This is a genomic window from Paenibacillus lignilyticus (genome assembly GCF_017942085.1).
Taxonomy (GTDB): Bacteria; Bacillota; Bacilli; order Paenibacillales; family Paenibacillaceae; genus Paenibacillus_Z; species Paenibacillus_Z lignilyticus.
Genome location: NZ_JAGKSP010000002.1, coordinates 473,980 through 492,480, shown reverse-complemented (window position 1 = coordinate 492,480; position 18,501 = coordinate 473,980). Strand labels below are relative to the sequence as shown.

Annotated in this window: 19 protein-coding genes and 1 pseudogene; 16 read left to right on the top strand and 4 right to left on the bottom strand. The window is 49.3% G+C overall.

Annotated features, from left to right (window positions below; genetic code table 11):
* Position 1: 1 nt before the first annotated feature.
* From I8J30_RS07365 to I8J30_RS07350, 4 genes are all read left to right on the top strand, one after another.
* Positions 2 to 553, top strand: coding sequence for a HupE/UreJ family protein (locus tag I8J30_RS07365; protein WP_210656787.1), 552 nt, complete (start codon positions 2 to 4; stop codon positions 551 to 553).
* Between the two features lie 25 nt (positions 554 to 578).
* On the top strand, positions 579 to 1,235 hold the full coding sequence (locus I8J30_RS07360) for a hypothetical protein (protein ID WP_210656786.1): 657 nt from the start codon (positions 579 to 581) through the stop codon (positions 1,233 to 1,235).
* A gap of 42 nt (positions 1,236 to 1,277) precedes the next feature.
* Positions 1,278 to 1,592 carry an SDR family NAD(P)-dependent oxidoreductase gene (locus I8J30_RS07355; RefSeq protein ID WP_210656784.1) on the top strand — a complete coding sequence of 105 codons (315 nt, stop codon included), beginning with the start codon at positions 1,278 to 1,280 and terminating at the stop codon, positions 1,590 to 1,592.
* 75 nt (positions 1,593 to 1,667) lie between these two features.
* Positions 1,668 to 1,823: a hypothetical protein gene (locus tag I8J30_RS07350; RefSeq protein ID WP_210656782.1), complete on the top strand. Its 156-nt coding sequence runs from the start codon at positions 1,668 to 1,670 to the stop codon at positions 1,821 to 1,823.
* Between the two features lie 125 nt (positions 1,824 to 1,948).
* Here the strand turns inward: I8J30_RS07350 and I8J30_RS07345 are convergent, their stop codons facing one another.
* Positions 1,949 to 2,818, bottom strand: coding sequence for an SPFH domain-containing protein (locus I8J30_RS07345; RefSeq protein ID WP_210656780.1), 870 nt, complete (start codon positions 2,816 to 2,818; stop codon positions 1,949 to 1,951).
* 296 nt (positions 2,819 to 3,114) lie between these two features.
* On the opposite strand from I8J30_RS07345, the gene I8J30_RS07340 reads away from it, so the two are divergent.
* The 10 genes and pseudogenes from I8J30_RS07340 to I8J30_RS07300 form a co-directional block, all read left to right on the top strand.
* Entirely contained in the window at positions 3,115 to 4,239 is a 1,125-nt protein-coding gene (locus I8J30_RS07340) for a hypothetical protein (RefSeq protein WP_210656778.1), read from the top strand.
* On the top strand, positions 4,223 to 4,402 hold the full coding sequence (locus tag I8J30_RS07335; RefSeq protein WP_210656776.1) for a hypothetical protein: 180 nt from the start codon (positions 4,223 to 4,225) through the stop codon (positions 4,400 to 4,402). The genes I8J30_RS07340 and I8J30_RS07335 overlap by 17 nt, the downstream gene beginning before the upstream one ends.
* A gap of 98 nt (positions 4,403 to 4,500) precedes the next feature.
* Positions 4,501 to 4,635: a hypothetical protein gene (locus I8J30_RS33575; RefSeq protein ID WP_276316092.1), complete on the top strand. Its 135-nt coding sequence runs from the start codon at positions 4,501 to 4,503 to the stop codon at positions 4,633 to 4,635.
* 276 nt (positions 4,636 to 4,911) lie between these two features.
* Positions 4,912 to 7,110, top strand: coding sequence for a helix-turn-helix domain-containing protein (locus I8J30_RS07330; RefSeq protein ID WP_210656774.1), 2,199 nt, complete (start codon positions 4,912 to 4,914; stop codon positions 7,108 to 7,110).
* A gap of 246 nt (positions 7,111 to 7,356) precedes the next feature.
* Positions 7,357 to 8,331, top strand: coding sequence for an ABC transporter permease (locus I8J30_RS07325; protein ID WP_091221731.1), 975 nt, complete (start codon positions 7,357 to 7,359; stop codon positions 8,329 to 8,331).
* 13 nt (positions 8,332 to 8,344) lie between these two features.
* Positions 8,345 to 9,244 carry a carbohydrate ABC transporter permease gene (locus tag I8J30_RS07320; protein WP_210656772.1) on the top strand — a complete coding sequence of 300 codons (900 nt, stop codon included), beginning with the start codon at positions 8,345 to 8,347 and terminating at the stop codon, positions 9,242 to 9,244.
* 112 nt (positions 9,245 to 9,356) lie between these two features.
* Entirely contained in the window at positions 9,357 to 11,021 is a 1,665-nt protein-coding gene (locus I8J30_RS07315) for an extracellular solute-binding protein (protein ID WP_240547965.1), read from the top strand.
* A gap of 153 nt (positions 11,022 to 11,174) precedes the next feature.
* Positions 11,175 to 11,408 (top strand): hypothetical protein, encoded by a 234-nt coding sequence (locus I8J30_RS07310; RefSeq protein WP_210656768.1) that lies wholly within the window; start codon positions 11,175 to 11,177, stop codon positions 11,406 to 11,408.
* Between the two features lie 134 nt (positions 11,409 to 11,542).
* Positions 11,543 to 12,022, top strand: a complete 480-nt coding sequence (locus I8J30_RS07305) for a GAF domain-containing protein (protein WP_210656767.1) — start codon at positions 11,543 to 11,545, stop codon at positions 12,020 to 12,022.
* 14 nt (positions 12,023 to 12,036) lie between these two features.
* Positions 12,037 to 12,574 (top strand): annotated as a pseudogene (locus I8J30_RS07300) (FecCD family ABC transporter permease); the annotation flags it as partial.
* Positions 12,575 to 12,695: 121 nt separating this feature from the next.
* Here I8J30_RS07300 and I8J30_RS07295 read toward each other — a convergent pair.
* The 3 genes from I8J30_RS07295 to I8J30_RS07285 are packed head-to-tail and all read right to left on the bottom strand — an operon-like array spanning position 12,696 to position 16,454.
* Positions 12,696 to 13,805, bottom strand: coding sequence for a GerAB/ArcD/ProY family transporter (locus I8J30_RS07295; protein WP_210656765.1), 1,110 nt, complete (start codon positions 13,803 to 13,805; stop codon positions 12,696 to 12,698).
* A gap of 26 nt (positions 13,806 to 13,831) precedes the next feature.
* Positions 13,832 to 14,920, bottom strand: coding sequence for a Ger(x)C family spore germination protein (locus I8J30_RS07290; protein WP_210656763.1), 1,089 nt, complete (start codon positions 14,918 to 14,920; stop codon positions 13,832 to 13,834).
* Complete coding sequence (locus tag I8J30_RS07285; protein ID WP_210656760.1) at positions 14,913 to 16,454, bottom strand: spore germination protein; 1,542 nt, start codon at positions 16,452 to 16,454, stop codon at positions 14,913 to 14,915. The genes I8J30_RS07290 and I8J30_RS07285 overlap by 8 nt, the downstream gene beginning before the upstream one ends.
* 178 nt (positions 16,455 to 16,632) lie before the next feature.
* On the opposite strand from I8J30_RS07285, the gene I8J30_RS07280 reads away from it, so the two are divergent.
* Together I8J30_RS07280 and I8J30_RS07275 are read left to right on the top strand one after the other, a co-directional pair.
* Positions 16,633 to 17,070 (top strand): MarR family winged helix-turn-helix transcriptional regulator, encoded by a 438-nt coding sequence (locus tag I8J30_RS07280; RefSeq protein WP_210656758.1) that lies wholly within the window; start codon positions 16,633 to 16,635, stop codon positions 17,068 to 17,070.
* A gap of 200 nt (positions 17,071 to 17,270) precedes the next feature.
* Positions 17,271 to 18,449, top strand: a complete 1,179-nt coding sequence (locus I8J30_RS07275; protein ID WP_210656756.1) for an MFS transporter — start codon at positions 17,271 to 17,273, stop codon at positions 18,447 to 18,449.
* Positions 18,450 to 18,501 lie beyond the last annotated feature (52 nt).

The following is an 18,501-nucleotide window of genomic DNA, read 5'->3' as shown; positions in this document are numbered from 1 at the left end:
AGTGGGGAATTTTTTGCAATACTTGTCCATGGGCATCGAACATATTTTATCGGGGTACGATCACCTGCTGTTTCTGTGCGGACTGATTATCGCGAGAATGTCGAAGCTCGATATTTTGAAGGTGCTCACTGCCTTTACGGTGGGGCACTGCGTGACGCTCGCTTTGTCCTCGCTGGAGCTCGTCAGTCTGTCGCCGTCGATCATCGAGCCGCTCATAGCGCTGTCGATTGTGTACATCACCATTGAGAACCTGTTCCTCAAAAAATTGAACCACCGCTGGATCGTAACGCTCTTCTTCGGATTGATTCACGGCTTCGGTTTCTCGGAGATTTTGCGCGGGAAGCTGTCGGACGAATTCGTGGTGCCGCTCTTTTCATTCAATCTCGGCGTCGAGGTTGGTCAAATCATGGTTCTGGCTGCCGTGCTGCCGTTGATCTGGGCGTTTAAGCAGACGAAACTGGACGAGCGAATTCTCGTATCCGGGGGATCCGCGGTAGTGGCATGCTTCGGGTTGTATTGGTTTGTCGAGCGCATGACGCAGCAATTTCTTTAATCGGCGGGGAGAGTCTATGAACGTAATGAAGATCAAGAGATACATGGCAGGCCTCCTGCTTGGGGCCGCTTTGCTTGCCGCTTGGCCGATCGCAGCATCGGCGCATTTCGAGCCGGTCGGTTATTCGGACGTTGCAGTCGAAGGCGATACGGTCGAGTACGCGTTGTATATGGATCCTTATCAGCTTATGGAATTCGTTGATTTGGATCTCAATTCGGACGGTTACGTGGACGAAGCGGAAGTCAAAACCCAGACGGAAGCATTGAAGGCGTTCATGGGAACCGGTTTGCAGCTATCAAGCGGCGGAGCTTCGGCGGAACCCGTAATTGGGGAGATTCGACTGACGGAGAAGGGCAAGCTGCCCATGGTGCGAGCCGATTTGCTGTTTACGTTCGCGGAGCCGGTCGAGAATCTCGATATCGAGTACGCATTCTTTCAAAAGGAAGGCTTTGTCCACCATCTCAACATGGCTCATATTCAGATAGCGGGAGAGACAAAGGACGTCGTGTTTACGAAAGCCGCTTCTTCATTTATCTGGAACCACGGCAAAGCTGCTGCGCGTCGATGGTCGGCTGTGCCGTCGCAAACCATGGTCAAGCTGGGCGGACTTGCCGGTCTATCGCTGCTCTTGGCGCTCTGCGCGGCGTTGTGGAAGCGCCGCAGGACGCTGAAGAAAGCGTAAGCGTGCCTGAACAGCCGGAGAGGTAGGGACTATCACGTCATCATGAGCAATGAGGAGTTGGCTGCTTGGGGTGTGAGACGGAACGAAGACGGCACTTATACATCCTCCGGAGGCTTCAAAACCGCCGAGCAAGGCGCCGCCACAGCCATTTGGTGCGCAGTCAGTCCGATGCTGAATGATAAAGGCGGCGTCTATTGCGAAGATGGCGATATCGCAGAGATTGTATCCGCAGACAGCCAACTTCATCGCGGAGTCCGTCCATGGGCCATTGATCCGGCGTCGGCTGAGAAGCTTTGGACAATCTGCGAAGAACTCCTGCACATTCCCCATGGGACGATTCCTGCAAGTCGCGATTGATTAACTAATTATTCTATAACTTAGGGAGACGGATGGGATACAGAAAGACCCGATCATATATGATCGGGTCTCGGCATGTCTTCGTCACTGCAGAAAATGTACATGATTCCGTACGACAACCGCATCCATTGGATGCGGTTGTTTGGCAGGTTCGCTACTCCGTTTCATCCGGCGGAATCGGTTTCGGTTGACCGGGCAAGCGATTCGCCTGCTTTAACGCCTCGCGAATGACAAATTCGAGATGCCCGTTAACGCTGCGGAATTCATCGTTGGCCCATTGCTCAAGCGCGCGGTAGATGACGGGATCGAGTCGAAGCAGAAAAGCTTTCTTATCGGTTGAGATAAGTCATCACACCTTACGTATACAGCGTGCCCGCGTTAATGACCGGGGTCGCGCCTTTATCGGATACGATCGCCACCATAAGATTGTTTGTCATCGCGGCACGGCGCTCGCTGTCAAGGGTGATGCCTTTCTCCTCCAAGCGGCGCAAAGCCATGTCGACCATGCCGACGGCGCCTTCCACGATGAGATGACGAGCGGCTACAATCGCGGATGCTTGCTGACGCTGCAGCATGGCGCTGGCGATTTCTTGGGCGTAGGCTAAGTGGGTAAGACGGGTTTCCAAAATTTGAACTCCGGCAATGGCCAAACGGTTCTGCAAATCGGCCATCAATTCATTTGCGACCTCATCCGCGTTACCGCGCAAGGAGTGCTTATCGGTATCCGCGAAGTTATCGTACGGATATTGGGCGGCGATATGCCGGACAGCCGTTTCACTCTGAATCTCTACGAACTTCTCATACTGGTCAACTTCAAAGGAAGCTTTAGCCGTATCGACGACCTTAAAGACGACAACAGCCGCGATTTCCACCGGATTTCCTTCCGCGTCGTTTACTTTGAGCTGTTGGCTGTTGAAATTGCGTACCTTCAGCGATACGGTTCGTTGGGCGGCGAAGGGCATAACCATCCAAAAACCGCTGTCCAGCACGGTGCCGACATATTTTCCGAAGAAGGTAATGACTTTGCCTTGATTGGGCTGCACGATAACCAGGGAACTCAATCCAATGAGAAATAGCAGCGTGAGTACCACAGAACAGGAGATAAGAATCCAGTTAGGTGATTCACCTACTCCCATGACTAAACAAACAACGATGCCTGCCAGCAGTACGGCAAGGATCAGCAGTGCAACAAACCCATTTACGTACCAAGCTTTCCTTTCGATCATCGGGGGACACCTCATGCTTTCTTAGATAGTATGTTGATATTTATATGATATCACATTTAGTAGTAATTTACATTTTTTTATGAAGAAAGTTTCATTATTTTTTGCATGCCGTCAGCTCTTGCGAATAGTGGGAGCGCTATTTGGAGCAGTTGGAGCGAAAAGCGGCAGTTTGGCAGCAAATAAGGCCAGTACGATTCGTTAGCGTGAGCTACCAATGCCTGTTTGAAAATTTATCAAGTAAATCTAGGCTTTGTCCGCATGGTTGTTGTATCATGAATTGAGGTGACTAATCAGGAATGGTAATCAAATCGATTCAGACCAATTATCATAGCTACCTGAGCGGGATCAAGGGCGACATAGACCCGATCATCAAAACAATGCGTAATCAAAATGGGGAACGATGGCGCGGCAAGGCTTGGAAGGGGCCGGTGAAAACGGTTAGCGGCTATTTCAAGCAGGCTAAGCTGCTCAAAGGGATCTCCTGGACGACGCTGCCCATAATCGGGCCTATTGCAGCGGGAGTTACAGCGGGGAACTACGCGCAGTGGCCGCTCTGGATCGGTATTTTGGCAGCTTTGGCGCTAATGATCATCATCTATTATTTGCTCGTCCAAGCCTATATCCATAAAATGGCCGCAATCGGACAGCCTGAGTTTCATGTGGAAGCCTTCAAGGCTAAACGTCCGCGCGAGTACGAACAGGTATGGGCTCCCTTTGTGAAGAAGGACGACTTTACTTTCGAAGGCTTATATAATCTCGTTAATGCCGTATTCAGCCAGCATGACCAAGATCCCTCAAGCGTCGCTTACGTTGTGGCCTACTCGCAAAGTCAGCATGATTTTATGCAAACCAGCATTGCTGAGCTGAAGAGTACCATTACCGAGCAGGAAGCGGCAATCGCTACGCTGAAGGATGAATTGGTAGAGTCGGACAGCGCGGTCTACACGTTAACCAAGGTTCTAAAGGCAATCACGGAGAATCAATATCGATACGTGAATGACGCGCTAGCCTTTACCGATCTGGATTTCATATCCGGCTTCTCTTTATACCGGCAGGAGGGAAATACCCTCAAACTAATGATGGACAAGGGAACCACGGGGAAGAAAAGGGATCTTGATTTGGAAAGCGATCAAGATTTTGCAGCTGTAGCCGCGGCTAAGGATATGATGGGACAAGCCTACTCCAATAATCCGTATCCGGGAAGACATGTTGTTGCCTTTCGCATGGACATGCTGGAGGAGGAGACGTGGGTGTGGTGTTTTCACTTCGATGATGACGATGAGCGTGCCTTGTCTCTGATTTTGGATAATGATATCATAGAGTCAAGACAGATTCGCAGAGTTATCCACGCCTTCTGTCTTACGATCCAGAAACGAATGCTTTCTCAGAAGGAGGTTGACTTGGATGCCGGAGCACAATAATGTGGCTGAATTTGCCAGTACGATTCGAGTGGTGAAGGATGTTTCGCAACAATCGATTATTCAGAAACGCCGAGAACAGCGTGAGCAGCTGCTGAAGCGGATTGGTCAACTAACTTCCACGACAGAGCAAACCATCGAACGTCTATATCAATTAACGCGATAATAGTGAAGCCTTTTGGTAGAAACCAAGAGGCTTTTTCTGTTTAATAGATTGAATTCAGGGGAACACTGACTACTATTCTCTCAAGAAGGGTGAATAGTATGAGTAAGAAGAAGATTGTTCCGTTTCGTCCGAAGCCCGTTCCCGTCAAAGACCGAACGCAAGAAGAGATTTTGGACAATCGGCGTTCTCGCAGAGAGGCCATGCTGGAGAAGTTCAAACGCAAAACGAAATAGCCCTCTCTAATAAAGCCGCCAATGCGGCGAACATTCAAAGTCCTGATGGTCCTTAACGGATCATCGGGACTTCGTTATTTGATGGGGATCATGCAGATCAGAATGTCTGAACAGGAGCATCATCAATAATTTGGAAAAAAAGTTATTGACCTTCCAAGCCCAACATAGACGATGAATACGCCTAAGGGTATAATGAGAAGGAATGCGTGAATGCGTTTACATCGTGGGATTGCCTATGAATGCGTGCAAACTTCCTTATAAAGGAATGGTGGTAATTTGACCCGTATATGGCTGCGAAAGATGATCTGGTCCTACCTCCCCATATTCTTCATCATGTTCTCCTTCCTCTTCTTCGTATTCTTCCAGACGCTCGTCGAGCAAAACAACCGGAATACCAAAGAATCCAGTAAAGTGTTCGCGGGGCAGCTGCTCCAAACCGTCGATGTCAGCTTGAAAACGCTGGACACGATGATGATACGCGAGCTGGTATCCAGCAAGCTTCTGAATGATTTCTTCCTCGAGAAGGGCAGCGACAACGTATTTCTGAACTATCAGGTTGTGAATCGGATGCTGCAATTACAGCAGGAAATGTCGATCATCGACTCCTATTATTTGGTCCGCTATAAGGATGGCATTGTCTTCAGCGGGACGACGACCAAGTTGAACGACTTTGAAGACAACGCCTTTATTCGCAGCCAGCGGTACAGCAAGGAGAGTAATTCCTCATCGTGGAGCGCGATTCGCCCCTATCGCGAGCTGGTTGCCCAGAAACCCAAGAATGTCATCAGCCTCGTACATAAGGTTTCCGTCGGACCCGGCGCTGACGGGCTCGTTGTCGTGAATGTCAGGGCGTCATCCCTTCGGAATATCATCAAGGAGATGTACGATCCGCAGCAAGCGTTCGTCCAGTTATACGATCGCGAAGGCAAGTCGCTGTTCAATCAGGGGGAGGCGTCCGAAACCGGGAAGGTGCTCGCAAGCCTGGCATCGCCGTATTCCGGCTGGACGGTGGAGAGCGGCATTGTGAACGGGAAAATGGTGTCCGTGATATCGAACCTCTCCAGCATCTGGCTCGTGCTGGGATTGATTATTTTTCTGGCGGGCGGCGTTTCGATTGTGTACATTACGCGCAAAAACTATAAGCCGATCGAAGAACTCGTCTTCCGCATCCAAGATCAATTCGGATCGGGGAAGCCGACGCTGGGAAGGCTCGCGGTGGATGAGTTTACGTTCATCGAGACGGCGATCAACAACTTTGCCGAGCAGACGAAGCTGTTTCGCAAAGAAGCCGAAGCATCGGCTGCCCGGAAGCAGAATGCGATCTTCAGGGAGCTGCTGCAGTTTGAGAGCGGCGCTCAGGCGGCAGCCGGTGACCTGTCGGCACTTCCGCAGCATGATAAGCAGCGGGTATTCGTCATTGAGATCGATCATCCGGAGCAAGTGTTCAATCAGTATAAAAGCCGCGACCAATCCCTATTCAAATTCGTCATCAGCAGCGCGGCCCATGAATTGTTCACGCAGCACGATATTCCGATCTGGCTGGAGTGGACCACCCAGCTGCAAATGACAGGCATTCTATTCATGCCGGACACCTCGACCGAAAAGGCAGATTCGATCTGCGAGCACATTACCGCGTGGATTCATCAGCATCTGGCCTTCTCGGTGACCATCGGACTTGGGGAGGCGGCTGCCGAAGGAGCGGGAGCTTCCAACAAACAAGCCTTGGAGGCGCTGACGTTCAAAGCGGCGCTTGGCCACAACCGGGTCATCCATTACGGCGAGTCGCAGCAGGGCGCTTCGGCGAAAGCAACCAACAAACATCTGCAGGCGATCCATCGGTTGATTCAGCAATTTCGCCTTCATGAAGAGAACTGGAGAGAGAGCTTCGATGCCATGTTCAGCGGTATGCGAAGCTGCTGCCTGCCCAAGAGCGAGATCGACGAGCTGTGCCGTTATTTTGTCGCCCATATGGATCTGCAGCTCTCACAAGCTTCCAAGGATTATTATGAGGTATGGATGTCCGAGGCTGCGGTAGACTTGCGCCAAATCATTGACGATTTCGAAACGCTCGATGAGCTGCAAAGCCTGTTCAGTGTGGTCCTGCAGTCCTTTGCCGACAAAATGGGGCGAATGTACAGCAGTCGTCTGCATCATCAGCTGCTGCAGAACATTCGAGGCTATATTGGACAACATTACGCGAATCCGGATCTGTCGCTCGAATATCTCGGAGATAAATTCGGCATCAGTGCCAAATACATCAGCCAGCTCTTTAAAGAAGAGTTCGGCGAGAACTTCCTGGATTACTTGTCCCAGCTGCGTATCGCCGAAGCGAAGAAGCGGCTGCTTGAGGAGCGAGATTCCATCCAGGAAGTCGGCGAGCATGTCGGCTACTTGAATGCGGCGACGTTCCGGCGCGTTTTTCGTAAAGTGGAAGGCATATCGCCGGTTGATTTCCGTAAGCGCCATGCGATGTAAATCATAGAGGCAGTCCTCGAGCAGAAGCATTGCTCATGGGCGGCCTCTATTGTCGTTCACAAGCTGAAATCGGAAAGTTGAGCGCTTGCGGAAAGTTGAGCGGTCCATGACGCAAAGCCAATAACGGCGCGGCTTTGGAAAATTGAACATCAGGTGGATTAGTGGTTGTTGCGGCCTGTATCCTGCGTCCCTTATCGTTGAGAGCAATCAAGGCCAACACTTCAATAGGGGATGTGATGGGACAACATGCCTTCATCTACAGGAGTCATCGAAAGGGAGAAATCGGAAGTTCGTGTCAGCGGCACCTCGCTCCTGCTGAGGGATCGGGGCAAACGCGTGAAGCGGCATTGGCAGCTCTATCTGCTTGTACTGCTTCCGCTGGCGTATTTGTTTATTTTCAAATATATCCCCATGTACGGAGCTCAAATCGCCTTTCGGGATTTCAGTCCGGTACGAGGCTTTCTCGGCAGCGAATGGGTCGGCTTAACGAATTTTAACACCTTCTTCAAATCGCCGAACTTCTGGCTGCTCATTAAGAACACGCTTGTAATCAGTCTTTACTCGCTGCTCGTCGGGTTTCCCGCACCGATTATTCTGGCCCTTGCGCTGAATGAGGTGCGAAGCATGCGCTTCAAACGAATCGTGCAAATGGTGACGTTCGCGCCGTATTTCATCTCGACGATCGTCATGGTATCCATGATCATTCTGTTCCTGTCGCCAAGGCTCGGTTTTATCGATCATATCTTAAGCGTGTTTGGCATGGAAGCCGTGAATTTCATGGGGATTCCAAGCTACTTCAGCAGCATCTTCGTATGGTCGAACGTGTGGCAGGGCATTGGATACGGCGCGGTTATTTACCTGGCGGCTTTAGCCGGAATCAATACCGACTTGTATGAAGCGGCCCGAGTGGACGGGGCATCGCGTATCCAGAAGGTATGGCATATCGATATCCCGGGCATTATGCCTGCGGCAATCATATTACTCATCCTGAATGTCGGGCAGATCATGAACGTGGGCTTTGAAAAAATCTACCTCATGCAAAACCCGCTCAATACGAGCACCTCGGAGGTTATATCGACTTACGTGTATAAGATCGGGCTGCTTGGCGCGAACTTCAGCTTCTCGGCTGCCGTCGATTTATTCAATTCGGTCATCAATCTCATTCTGCTGTTAAGCGTCAACTATTTCGCAAGACGCCTTTCAGACAGCAGCTTATGGTAGGAGGGGTTCGCAGGTGGCGCGTTCAAACGCAATTCGGGAATCGTTCGGAGACAAGCTGTTTCTGACGCTGGTTTATGCCTTCTTGGGGATCATCCTGCTGGCTGTTCTATATCCGCTCTTGTATATCGTAAGCTCGTCCTTCAGTTCGCCACAGGCGGTAATCAGCGGGAGAGTGTGGTTGTTTCCGGTGGACTTCAGCTTAGCCGGATACAAGGCGATCTTCTCCAATCCGATGATCATGACGGGGTACGGAAATTCGCTCTTCTACACGGGATTCGGGGTTTTAATTAACGTCACCTTGACCGTTATGCTGGCATATCCGCTCTCCAAATCGACGTTCTATGGTCGGCATGCCATCATGGTGATCTTAGTGATCACGATGATGTTCAACGGCGGTCTGATTCCGTATTACTTGACGGTGAAAAATATCGGCATTCTGGACACCAGGTGGGCCATGCTCCTACCGGGCGCGATGGCGGTCTGGCAGGTTATTATTGCCCGAACCTTCTTCCAGTCCAGTATTCCGAAGGAGCTTGGCGAAGCTGCAGAGCTCGATGGGTGCTCTGATTTAGGCTTCTTATTGCGGGTCGTATTGCCGCTCTCAAAGCCAATCTTGGCCGTACTTGTGCTCATGTATGCGGTCGGACATTGGAATGCCTACTTCGAAGCGCTTATATTCCTGAAGTCGCAGGAGCTGTTTCCGCTTCAAATCGTGCTGCGCAATATTCTAATCCTAAATTCCATCGACTCCAGTATGATGGTGGACGCCAATAAAATGTCCGCGATGCAGGGTCTCCGAGACTTATTGAAATTCTCGCTTATCGTCGTCGCAACGGTACCCGTGCTCGCCATTTATCCGTTTGTGCAGAAGTATTTTGTACAAGGCATTCTGATCGGCTCCCTGAAAGGATAATCGGACATATTCGGTCCTGGAGGTGATGCCGGCAATTAGCGGTAAGGATGCATGTGCGTGAAGAGAGAAGCATGATAAGATTGAAATTATCGAGGAGGCGTCTGTCTTGAAGATGAAGAGAAGCTCGAAAATGCTAGCTTTACTAGTCATGATCGCGTCAATCATCACGGCATGCAGCAGCAACGGCAATAGCGGTAATAACGGCAGTGTCAGCGAGGGAGCGAATAACGGATCGGGCAACAAGGTGGATACCGGAAAGACGGTTACGCTGAATACGTTTATCAGCGTTTCTCCTAGGATCGAGGACATTAACACGAATGCAGTAACAACGTATATGGAGAAGAAGCTCAATATCAAGTTCAAGTTCGATGCAACGCCAAGCGCAAACGCCAAGGACAAGAAGAAGCTGATTCTGGCGAGCGGCGATTATCCGGCCGTGTTCCTCTCCGGTGATTTCACGCAAGCGGAGCAAATCGATTACGGCAAGCAAGGTATTCTTAGACCGCTGAATGACTTGATTGACCAATATGGCGATGAAATCAAACGCGCGTTCACGGAAGACAAAGATCTGAAGGACGCGATTACGGCTCCGGACGGTAACATCTATTCGCTGCCGCATATTAACGACTGTTTCCATTGCTGGTATTCGCAGAAGCTCTGGATTAACAAGACGTGGCTGGATAAGCTGGGTTTGAAAATGCCGACGACGACGGACGAATATTTTGAAGTGCTCAAGGCTTTCAAAACGCAGGACCCGAACGGCAACGGCAAAGCGGACGAAGTCCCGCTGTCCGGTGCATTCAATACCTGGCACGGTATTCCGTCCAACTTCTTAATGAATGCTTTTATCTATGATAACGATGAGGATTTCTTCTACTTGAAGGACGGCAAAGTGCAGCTGGCAGCCAATCAGCCGGAGTGGCGCGAAGGCTTAACCTACATTAACAAGCTCTTCAGCGAAGGGTTGATCGATAAAGAAGCGTTCACGCAGAATGTCGACCAAATGGCGCAAGTGGGCAACCAAGAAGGCGACAATGTCATCGGCAGCGTGACCGCGGGTCACATCGGCATGGCCTTCAGCTTGGCTGAAGGGCAGAACCGTCATAAGGAGTATGTAACGGTACCTCCGCTTACAGGTCCTGGGGGAGTTGCTTATGCCGGCTACTATAAGGCATACGGCAATGGACAGTTCGCGATCACGAATAAAGCATCGGAGGAAGAAGCCATCGCGGCGATCAAAATGGCGGATTACATGTATTCCGAAGAGCATGCCATTATGAACGAATACGGTCTAGAAGGCAACTTCTGGGAGAAAGCACCGGATGGCGAGAAGGATGTGCACGGCAATCCGGCCAAGTACAGCTTGAAGCCGAAATATTGGGACATCACGACGACGTCCAACGATACTTGGGATCAGATGGGCATCACGAGACGGACGCGTGAAATCCGCGAATCCTGGACGGCGCCGGCCGATATGTTCTCCCAACAGGGCTATGAATTCCGTCTCTTCACCGAAACGGCGAATAATTACGAAAACAAGCAGCCGGAAGAGACGTTCCCGCTCACCATCTTCATGGATGAGAACGACGCGAAAGAAACGATTATGCTGCGCACGCAGATCAACGAGTACATCCGCTCCAACATGGCGCAGTTTGTAACGGGCTCGAAGCAGCTGACGGATTCCGAGTGGGACAGCTACGTCAAAGGCTTTGATGGCTTGAATCTGGCTCACTATCTGGATATCTATCAGAAGGCGTACGATAGCAAGAAGCAATAAGCGGAAGAATAGAGGCTGTGCGGCTCCGAGTAATTCTATCTCGGGCGCATAGCCTTTTTTTAGGTTGTGGAAATTTATAACAATCGTTATGCTGTATGAAGCAGCGGTACTAATTCCACACCTGATTATGGATGCGTAAGGAGAGAATCACCTATGAGAATAGTGACGAGCAAATATTTGCTGATTGCAATAATTGGGGTTCTGGTCTGGATCGGCGGAGCAATTCTGGGAGGGATTTACTATTTCAATACAATCGCAGATCTGGATAACTTCTACGCTGACCCTAGTCCTGCACCTCTGTTCATTTATACATTTATCTCAGGGTTTGGATTAATAGCAGCCATATTTTCAGTTTTCTCGCACGTCTCCTCAATGCGAAGAAGATAGTACTTATAGTGCGGCTAATACCCTGTCAATAATTAGGACTTAATGAATAAACACGACAATGGTATACTGAAAACAGGTATAGCAAATAGCCCGCTCTGATGATGAATAGTCCGCAGCGATTAAGGAGTATAGTTATGTTTCATACGGAAGAATACAAAGGCTCACGAGCAGATAATTATGAACTGTTAATCCGCCAATTGCACGCGTTGCTGGACGGAGAAAGTGATAGCATTGCTAATTTATCCAACGCTTCGTCGTTGCTCAATCAGTTCCTGGATACCATTAATTGGGTAGGGTTTTATCTATATAAGGGCGATGAGCTTGTGTTAGGTCCATTCCAAGGCTTGCCTGCTTGTGTGCGAATTCCGCTATCACGAGGGGTGTGCGGCAAGGCAGCCAGCGACAAGGCGACGGTTCGCGTGGCCAATGTCCATGAGTTTCCCGGGCATATCGCATGCGACGCGGCTTCACAATCGGAGATTGTCATCCCAATGATCAAGAACGGGGAATTGGTAGGCGTGCTTGATATCGATAGCCCGGTCCTCGAGCGTTTTGACGAGCTGGATCAGCAATATTTAGAGAAGTTTGTTGATGCGCTGGTTTCCCATTTGTAAGAGATCCCAATGAAGTCCGCGTGACCGCGGGCATATCCGCGGTGACGATTGTGCTGTCGCTGCCGATTTCGAAAGAAAAGTTTATGTTCATCCAAACGTGGCTGGCGGGAAGCATCTGGGGGAAAGACTGGCAGTTCGTGCTCGCCTTGCTGCCGTTCATCGCAATCCTCTTGCCGTACGTATTCTACAAAGCAAGAACGTTAAACATCCTTAACTTAGGTGAGTCGATGGCAACGGGGCTGGGGGCGTTCGTGTCCCGTGAACAGATTCTCTCATTTGGCAGCGGCCGTCGGGCTCGCGGGCTCCTGTGTTGCGGTAAGCGGAAGCATCGGTTTCGTTGGTTTGATTGCTCCGCATCTTGCTCGCAGGCTGGTCGGCTCGAGGCATCAGGCGCTGCTGCCGGTTACCGCGCTTGTAGGCGCACTGCTCATTATCACGGCAGATACGATCGCCAGATGTGCGTTCATGCCATCGGAAATTCCGACGGGCATCGTCGTCGCCGTAATTGGTTCTCCGTATTTTCTTTTCTTGTTAGTGCGTTCGAAAGCTTAGTCATTCTCCGCATAAGAAAGATCGGAATCTTCTCGGAATCCGATCTTTTTTTGCTGCGTTCATGCGGATGCCTTTAGTGTCGTTTATTAACTAACGAATCGTATAAGAGAAAAGGACGGCCTCAAGTGGAGGCTGTCCTTTTCGTGTTTGCAAGCCAATTCCTGAGGCCAACCCATATACATAGCAGCGGTAGGTAGCCGTACATGAGAATCCACCCCGACAGGGTTAAAGCAGAGTCCAGCTTATTGATCACCAAGGGGCTTTTCATAGGGAGCATAATGACAAACACGATACTGATGGTGATCCATAAGGCGGGCCTTGGTCGCAAGCCGATTGTTTTCTTGAGAATGCGAGTCCCTCCCCACAAGCCGACGCAGCAAGGGGAAATAATGACGAAAAACCAAATGAAAATATACACATAATCAAATCGTTCCAGAACCGGGAAACTGATGATTTTGGATAACATAAGCGTCGGCCATATGATATGGCTCAGCTCCTGTAGATTTAAGAATGCGAAGCTGACCAAGGCGATCAGTAATGGAATGATCGTAGAATGAGCTACGGCAAGATGAGCCCATTTCTTGGACTTTTCCTGATTTTTGATGAACGGGTACAAGAGCAGCAGAAATTCGGCCCCTAGAAATGAGCTTAATGAATGATAGGCAGACTCCGCGTACTGATACCCCGTATGATTGAACATCGGGAGAAAGTTCGTCCAATGAGCGTGCTTCAGCGGGTAATAAAGGGACGGAATCAGCATAGTCGGGATGAGGACACAGACAAGCGTAATTCCGGTTATGACCCTTAAGCCCCCGGCAACGATGTAAGCGGAAATGAGCAAAAACAAGACCGACAGGCTCCACAGTTGTGTATTGGGGAAAACCCAAACATGAATGACTTCCATGTAGGCTCTTAACTCATTTACGATAAACAGAAGGATATAGCCATAGAACGCGAAGGTAAGCAGTTTTCCGAGCCACTTGCCGAATAACTGGTTGTGCAGCGAAATGATATCGCCCTCTGCTGCATGCTTCAGCAAATAAAACATCATCGCGATAAGGAGATGAAAGCTTACGCCAACGAGCATAAAGGAGAGCCAGGCGTCCATTTCAGCCCCCTTAATGATGCTGTTTTGAAATATTAACAAGGTGCTGCGCATTTGGGTACCGTGTATTAATATCCATAGGAAATATGGAGATAGGGTTAAGCTTTCCTTCACATGTGTTCCCATCCGGTTACAGGTACCCCCTCACGTCTTTATTCTGCGATTCCCGCCTTGGTTAACAGGACATGAATGTGAACATCGAATTGGACATTATCGTATTCGGTCGCATAGAATTTCTGCTCCGTCCATCCTCTTTGGCGAGATCTCGTCAAATCGCCGATTCCCAGCGGGTCAACGCCTTCCTTGACGAATTTGTGCAGTAACGCAAGAATATGGCTTTGCACCTGCTTTTCCAACTGATCAGCCAAAGATTTCGTATTCTCCTCTTTGTTCAAAGAAAACCAATCCGGATATTCGTTCACCATCCCCTTCAGCTTAAAGGAATAAGCTACTTTCGTCTCTGAATGACCGGTGGATATCTTCCTCTTCATCTTCCCGGAAGTTGTATTAAATACGGCAGGGGAGTGCTTGGCGTCTTTCCTGATCTCAAACGGGATATCTCCGCGAAGTGCATGGCCTTGAAGCAATTTATAATACACCATTTCTTCTTGGTTCAAGATCAGCTTCAACCGGTCACCTTTGAAGATCGCGTATCCGGCGATTTCAATTTGCTTCTTGTCGTTTAACTTGAGATAAGGCACGGAAAAGTCTCGCCCCAATCCGTAAAAATCAAATAAGACGCTCGATACGGTCGAGTGTGGGATCATTTCTTGCTTCATATTCTGATCGATTAAGTGATAAGGAAACTCTTTGCTGTCTTTGCCCAATAAACTAGTTGCTAAGGAGGCTACGGAGTCGTCAACGACGGCCAAGGTCACATAGAAGCTGATGATAGGGTCTCTGCAAAAGGTTTTAATAAACGTCTTGACCCCTTCGGCGGCTACTTCTTTGCTAAAGGCCAGCATTTTCAGTTTCTCTATCTGTATGGGCTGTGCGGATTGGAAGGCCATTTCTTTGATCATAACCCTTGTTCGCTTGGCTTCTCCTTGAAGCAACTTTATTCTTCCTTTGTCTTCATAATCGGCGTACAATGCCGAGGCCTTGTATCCGGAACCTTGTTTATCGAAACCGAGTACGGCCAAGCTGCGAATATGGTCGACAACGACTGCATTGCTGCAGCCAGCAAGAACAATGAACAAAGCGATAATAAGAAGCCATAGCAGACATTTCATTCTATTCATTGCTAATGTCCTCCTTATCTTCCTTTGGACGATAACGGGTAAGCGACTTTGGCTTTAAATAATATCTTCTTTTTGTCATATAAGGCAGAGGAGCGCGGAAGAAGCTGTCCGAGAAGTTTCCGGTGCGAAATGGAAAGATCGGAGCCAGGTAGGGTACCCCTAATGATTTCAGGCGCAATAAATGTCCTGCAAGCAATAGAAATCCGGCAACGATGCCTAATCCTCCCCATAAAGCCGCAAGCAGGATAAAGGGGAAGCGTAACAATCGGATCGTATTCGCCATTCTGAAAATAGGAGTCGTAAACGAGGCGAGCGCCGTTAAAGCAACGATAATCAACAAAATATTGCTGGTCAGCGCCGCGTGAACCGTCGCCTGTCCGATTACAATACCGCCGACGATACCTAAGGTTTGTCCGATTTTGGCAGGGAGCCTCGCTCCCGCCTCCCGCAGCAGCTCGATTGTGATTTCCAGGAAGATGGCTTCGACGAAGGGCGGAAACGGAACATGGCTGCGTGAGATAATTAGCGGCTCAAGAAGCGTTTCGGGCAGAAGCGCAAAATGATAGGTTAATACGGCAACATATAAGGGAGTGGCGAATACAGAGAAAATAACGCTCATGATGCGAATAATCCGAAAGAACGATCCGACGATCCAGGGCACATAATAATCCTCAGGCGACGCGAAGAAATCCAAAAAACCGGATGGCCCCGTAATCACATAAGGCGACCCGTCCGAAAGAATGGCGACTTGTCCGTTAATAATTGCATAGACCACGCGATCCACTCTTTCCGTGGAGAGAAACAAGGGGAACGGCGTGTTGGTATGATCCGAGATGATTTGATCCAGTACCGAGCTGTCGAAAACGATATCCGCATCTGCTGCACGAAGGCGCTGCCGTGCGGTCTCTACGTGCTGATCATTCGTCACGCCGTCTATATAAACGATCATTACCGTTGTATTGGACATGGAACCGACCGTTACTTCTTCAAAAACCAACTCCGGTACGGAAATTTGCTGCCGAAGAAGATGAATGTTGAGTTCGATATTTTCAACAAAGCCGACTTTGGGTCCGACGACGCTGAATTCATTCTCGGTTTCATTGGTCATCCGATGGCCGAGATCCGCTTGATTGACGTTTACGAGGAGGAACTCATGCTCGGCTTCGTTTAGCTGAAGGACTACATAACCTTTGATCAGCTTATTCCCTACATCCTCCGGATCATGGGACACTTTCACATCCACAAAGGGTATGATGTTTTTTAGATCTTCCAGTTCATGAATGAGTCCGATCTTTTGTTGAATTTCCGAAACAATGTATCGGTTTATTTTCGTGCAATTCACGAGCGTTTCATAGTAGCTGATTTGAATGCGTACGGGAAAGTTGCCTTCAACCGGAGAAAATTGATGGAAATCGCCGGATTTCAGTGCCAGCTCAAAAACCTCGGAGATTGTCTTCGGGGTTGCATGTTTTTGATTCTTATCCGTACCCGCATCAGAATCGGTATCCACAACAGGTTCATTATGCCGTTTCATCGTATGCTCCTTGCCTACACCTGTGGTATGATTAACACCATTATGTTACGGGATGCCCATTTCTATACAATGTGACAAATTGAAGTCGGCCATGTTATCCCACTTGCAATTAGGGGAATATGAGACTAATATAAGTTTATGCGAATGAGGCAACAACGTTTGGAGGTGTGCGTTAAACATGATGACCAACATGGAGCTCTGCAACTGTACCAAGTTGAGACGTGCCGCACGTCATATTACCCGGTTCTATGATACCTGCTTGTCAGAGACCGGCTCGGGACTGCGGGCTACGCAATACGCGATATTAGGTTACCTGAAGAACCGCGGGGCACAGACGATGAATGAGCTCGCGGAGCTGATGACAATGGATCGGGCCACAATCGGACATAATCTTCGGCCGCTCGAGCGTGACGGCTTGGTTCGAATTGAGGTAAGCGAACGGGACCGGCGCGCCAGAATCGTGTCCATAACCGATGAAGGCTTAAACCGAATGGAGATCGGAAGAATCGGCTGGGAACGTGCTCAGGCCGAGTTTGAAGGGAAATTCGGTGCCGAACATGCAGCGTCGATGAGAAACATGATGGATGACGTTGTTGGTGTCAGCCTTCAAGCATAACGGATAGATAGGGGCATATCTGACGGTAGTGTAGGATTCGCCATTATCGTCGTTTCGATGTGCGAGCACCTGTTAAATAGGGGCATATAAGACTATAACCATCATTCGATCACTGCTTGTAATAATCAGGTCATCCGGTAGCAAACTAAAGGTTATGTGGGGAACGCGCATGTTTCTTAATAAAGGAGTGGAGAGATCTTATGAAAAAAATGCTTTGGGTTGTTCTAATCATGTCCTGTGGAGCCACTTATATTTCTTCTTTATTCCCGTTGTATGGGGAGCACTATAAGCTCAGCAGTCTGGAGATTACGATTTTGTTTGCCGTCTATGCGGCAGTTCTGCTGCCAACTTTACTGATTGTAGGCGCGAGGGGGAGCGCTTGGGGATTGAAACGAGTCCTTCGTTACAGTATTTGGATATCGATTGCATCAACGCTGCTGTTCATCATTAGCTCCAGTAGTTGGATGCTGTATGCGGCAAGAATCTTGGAGGGTATCGCGTATGGTGCTTTTACGGGTACAGCCAGCGCGTTTCTATTGAAACAAACCGCCAAAGAAAAAGTGGGTACGGCACTCAAGCTATCGGGGGTCGTGGTGAATATTGGTTTCGGTCTTGGACCGGCCATTTCGGGCTTAATCGTCCAATACCTGGATGTTCAACCGCTTCGTATGCCGTTTTGGATTCTGCTCGTCATGTTGATCAGTTCCTTAATTGTGCTGGAGTTCATGCCGAAACACGAGGACTTAGAGGCGAAGAAGCAAGCTAAGGCTAGAATATCGCTTGGCGTACCTGACAATATTAGCGCTCATTTCTGGTCTTTTATCGGACTGCCGATCTTTACCGTCTTTACATTAGGGGGCGTCGTGTTCTCCCTAATCCCATCATTCGTTAAACATGTCCTTCACACGAACAATTTGTCCATTTCCGGATTGTTAATCCTATTGCTGCTGGGCGGAGGCGCGCTGATGCAGTTCTTCCCTTGGCCGCGCAATCCGGTTACACGAATGAGATTGGCAATTTTATCTCTTGCCATTGGATCGTGGTTGATCGTGTTCTCCGGTCAGGCAGAGAGCTTGATTTTACTTTGGGCCGGGATCTTCATCCAAGGGATCGGTGCCGGATGGACGTTTCAGGTTGCTTTACGATTTGCCGGGCAATTGCCGAAGCCGGAAGAACGTCCGCGAGTGATCTCAGCCTTTTATCTATGCGCGTACTTCGGATTTATCGTTCCGCCCGTCGCTGTCGGCATCCTGACTCAATTTTTCAATCTGAACGTCTCCTTGGTCATCTTCAATCTGGCTGCTGCACTAATCGTCATCTATGTACTCATTTATTCCATAACGTTTAGTCGTTATTACACGAAGCTTACTTCACAATAAGGGAGCAGCGACCAGCCGGCTCCTTGTAATAACCGCAACGTATCTGATTAAT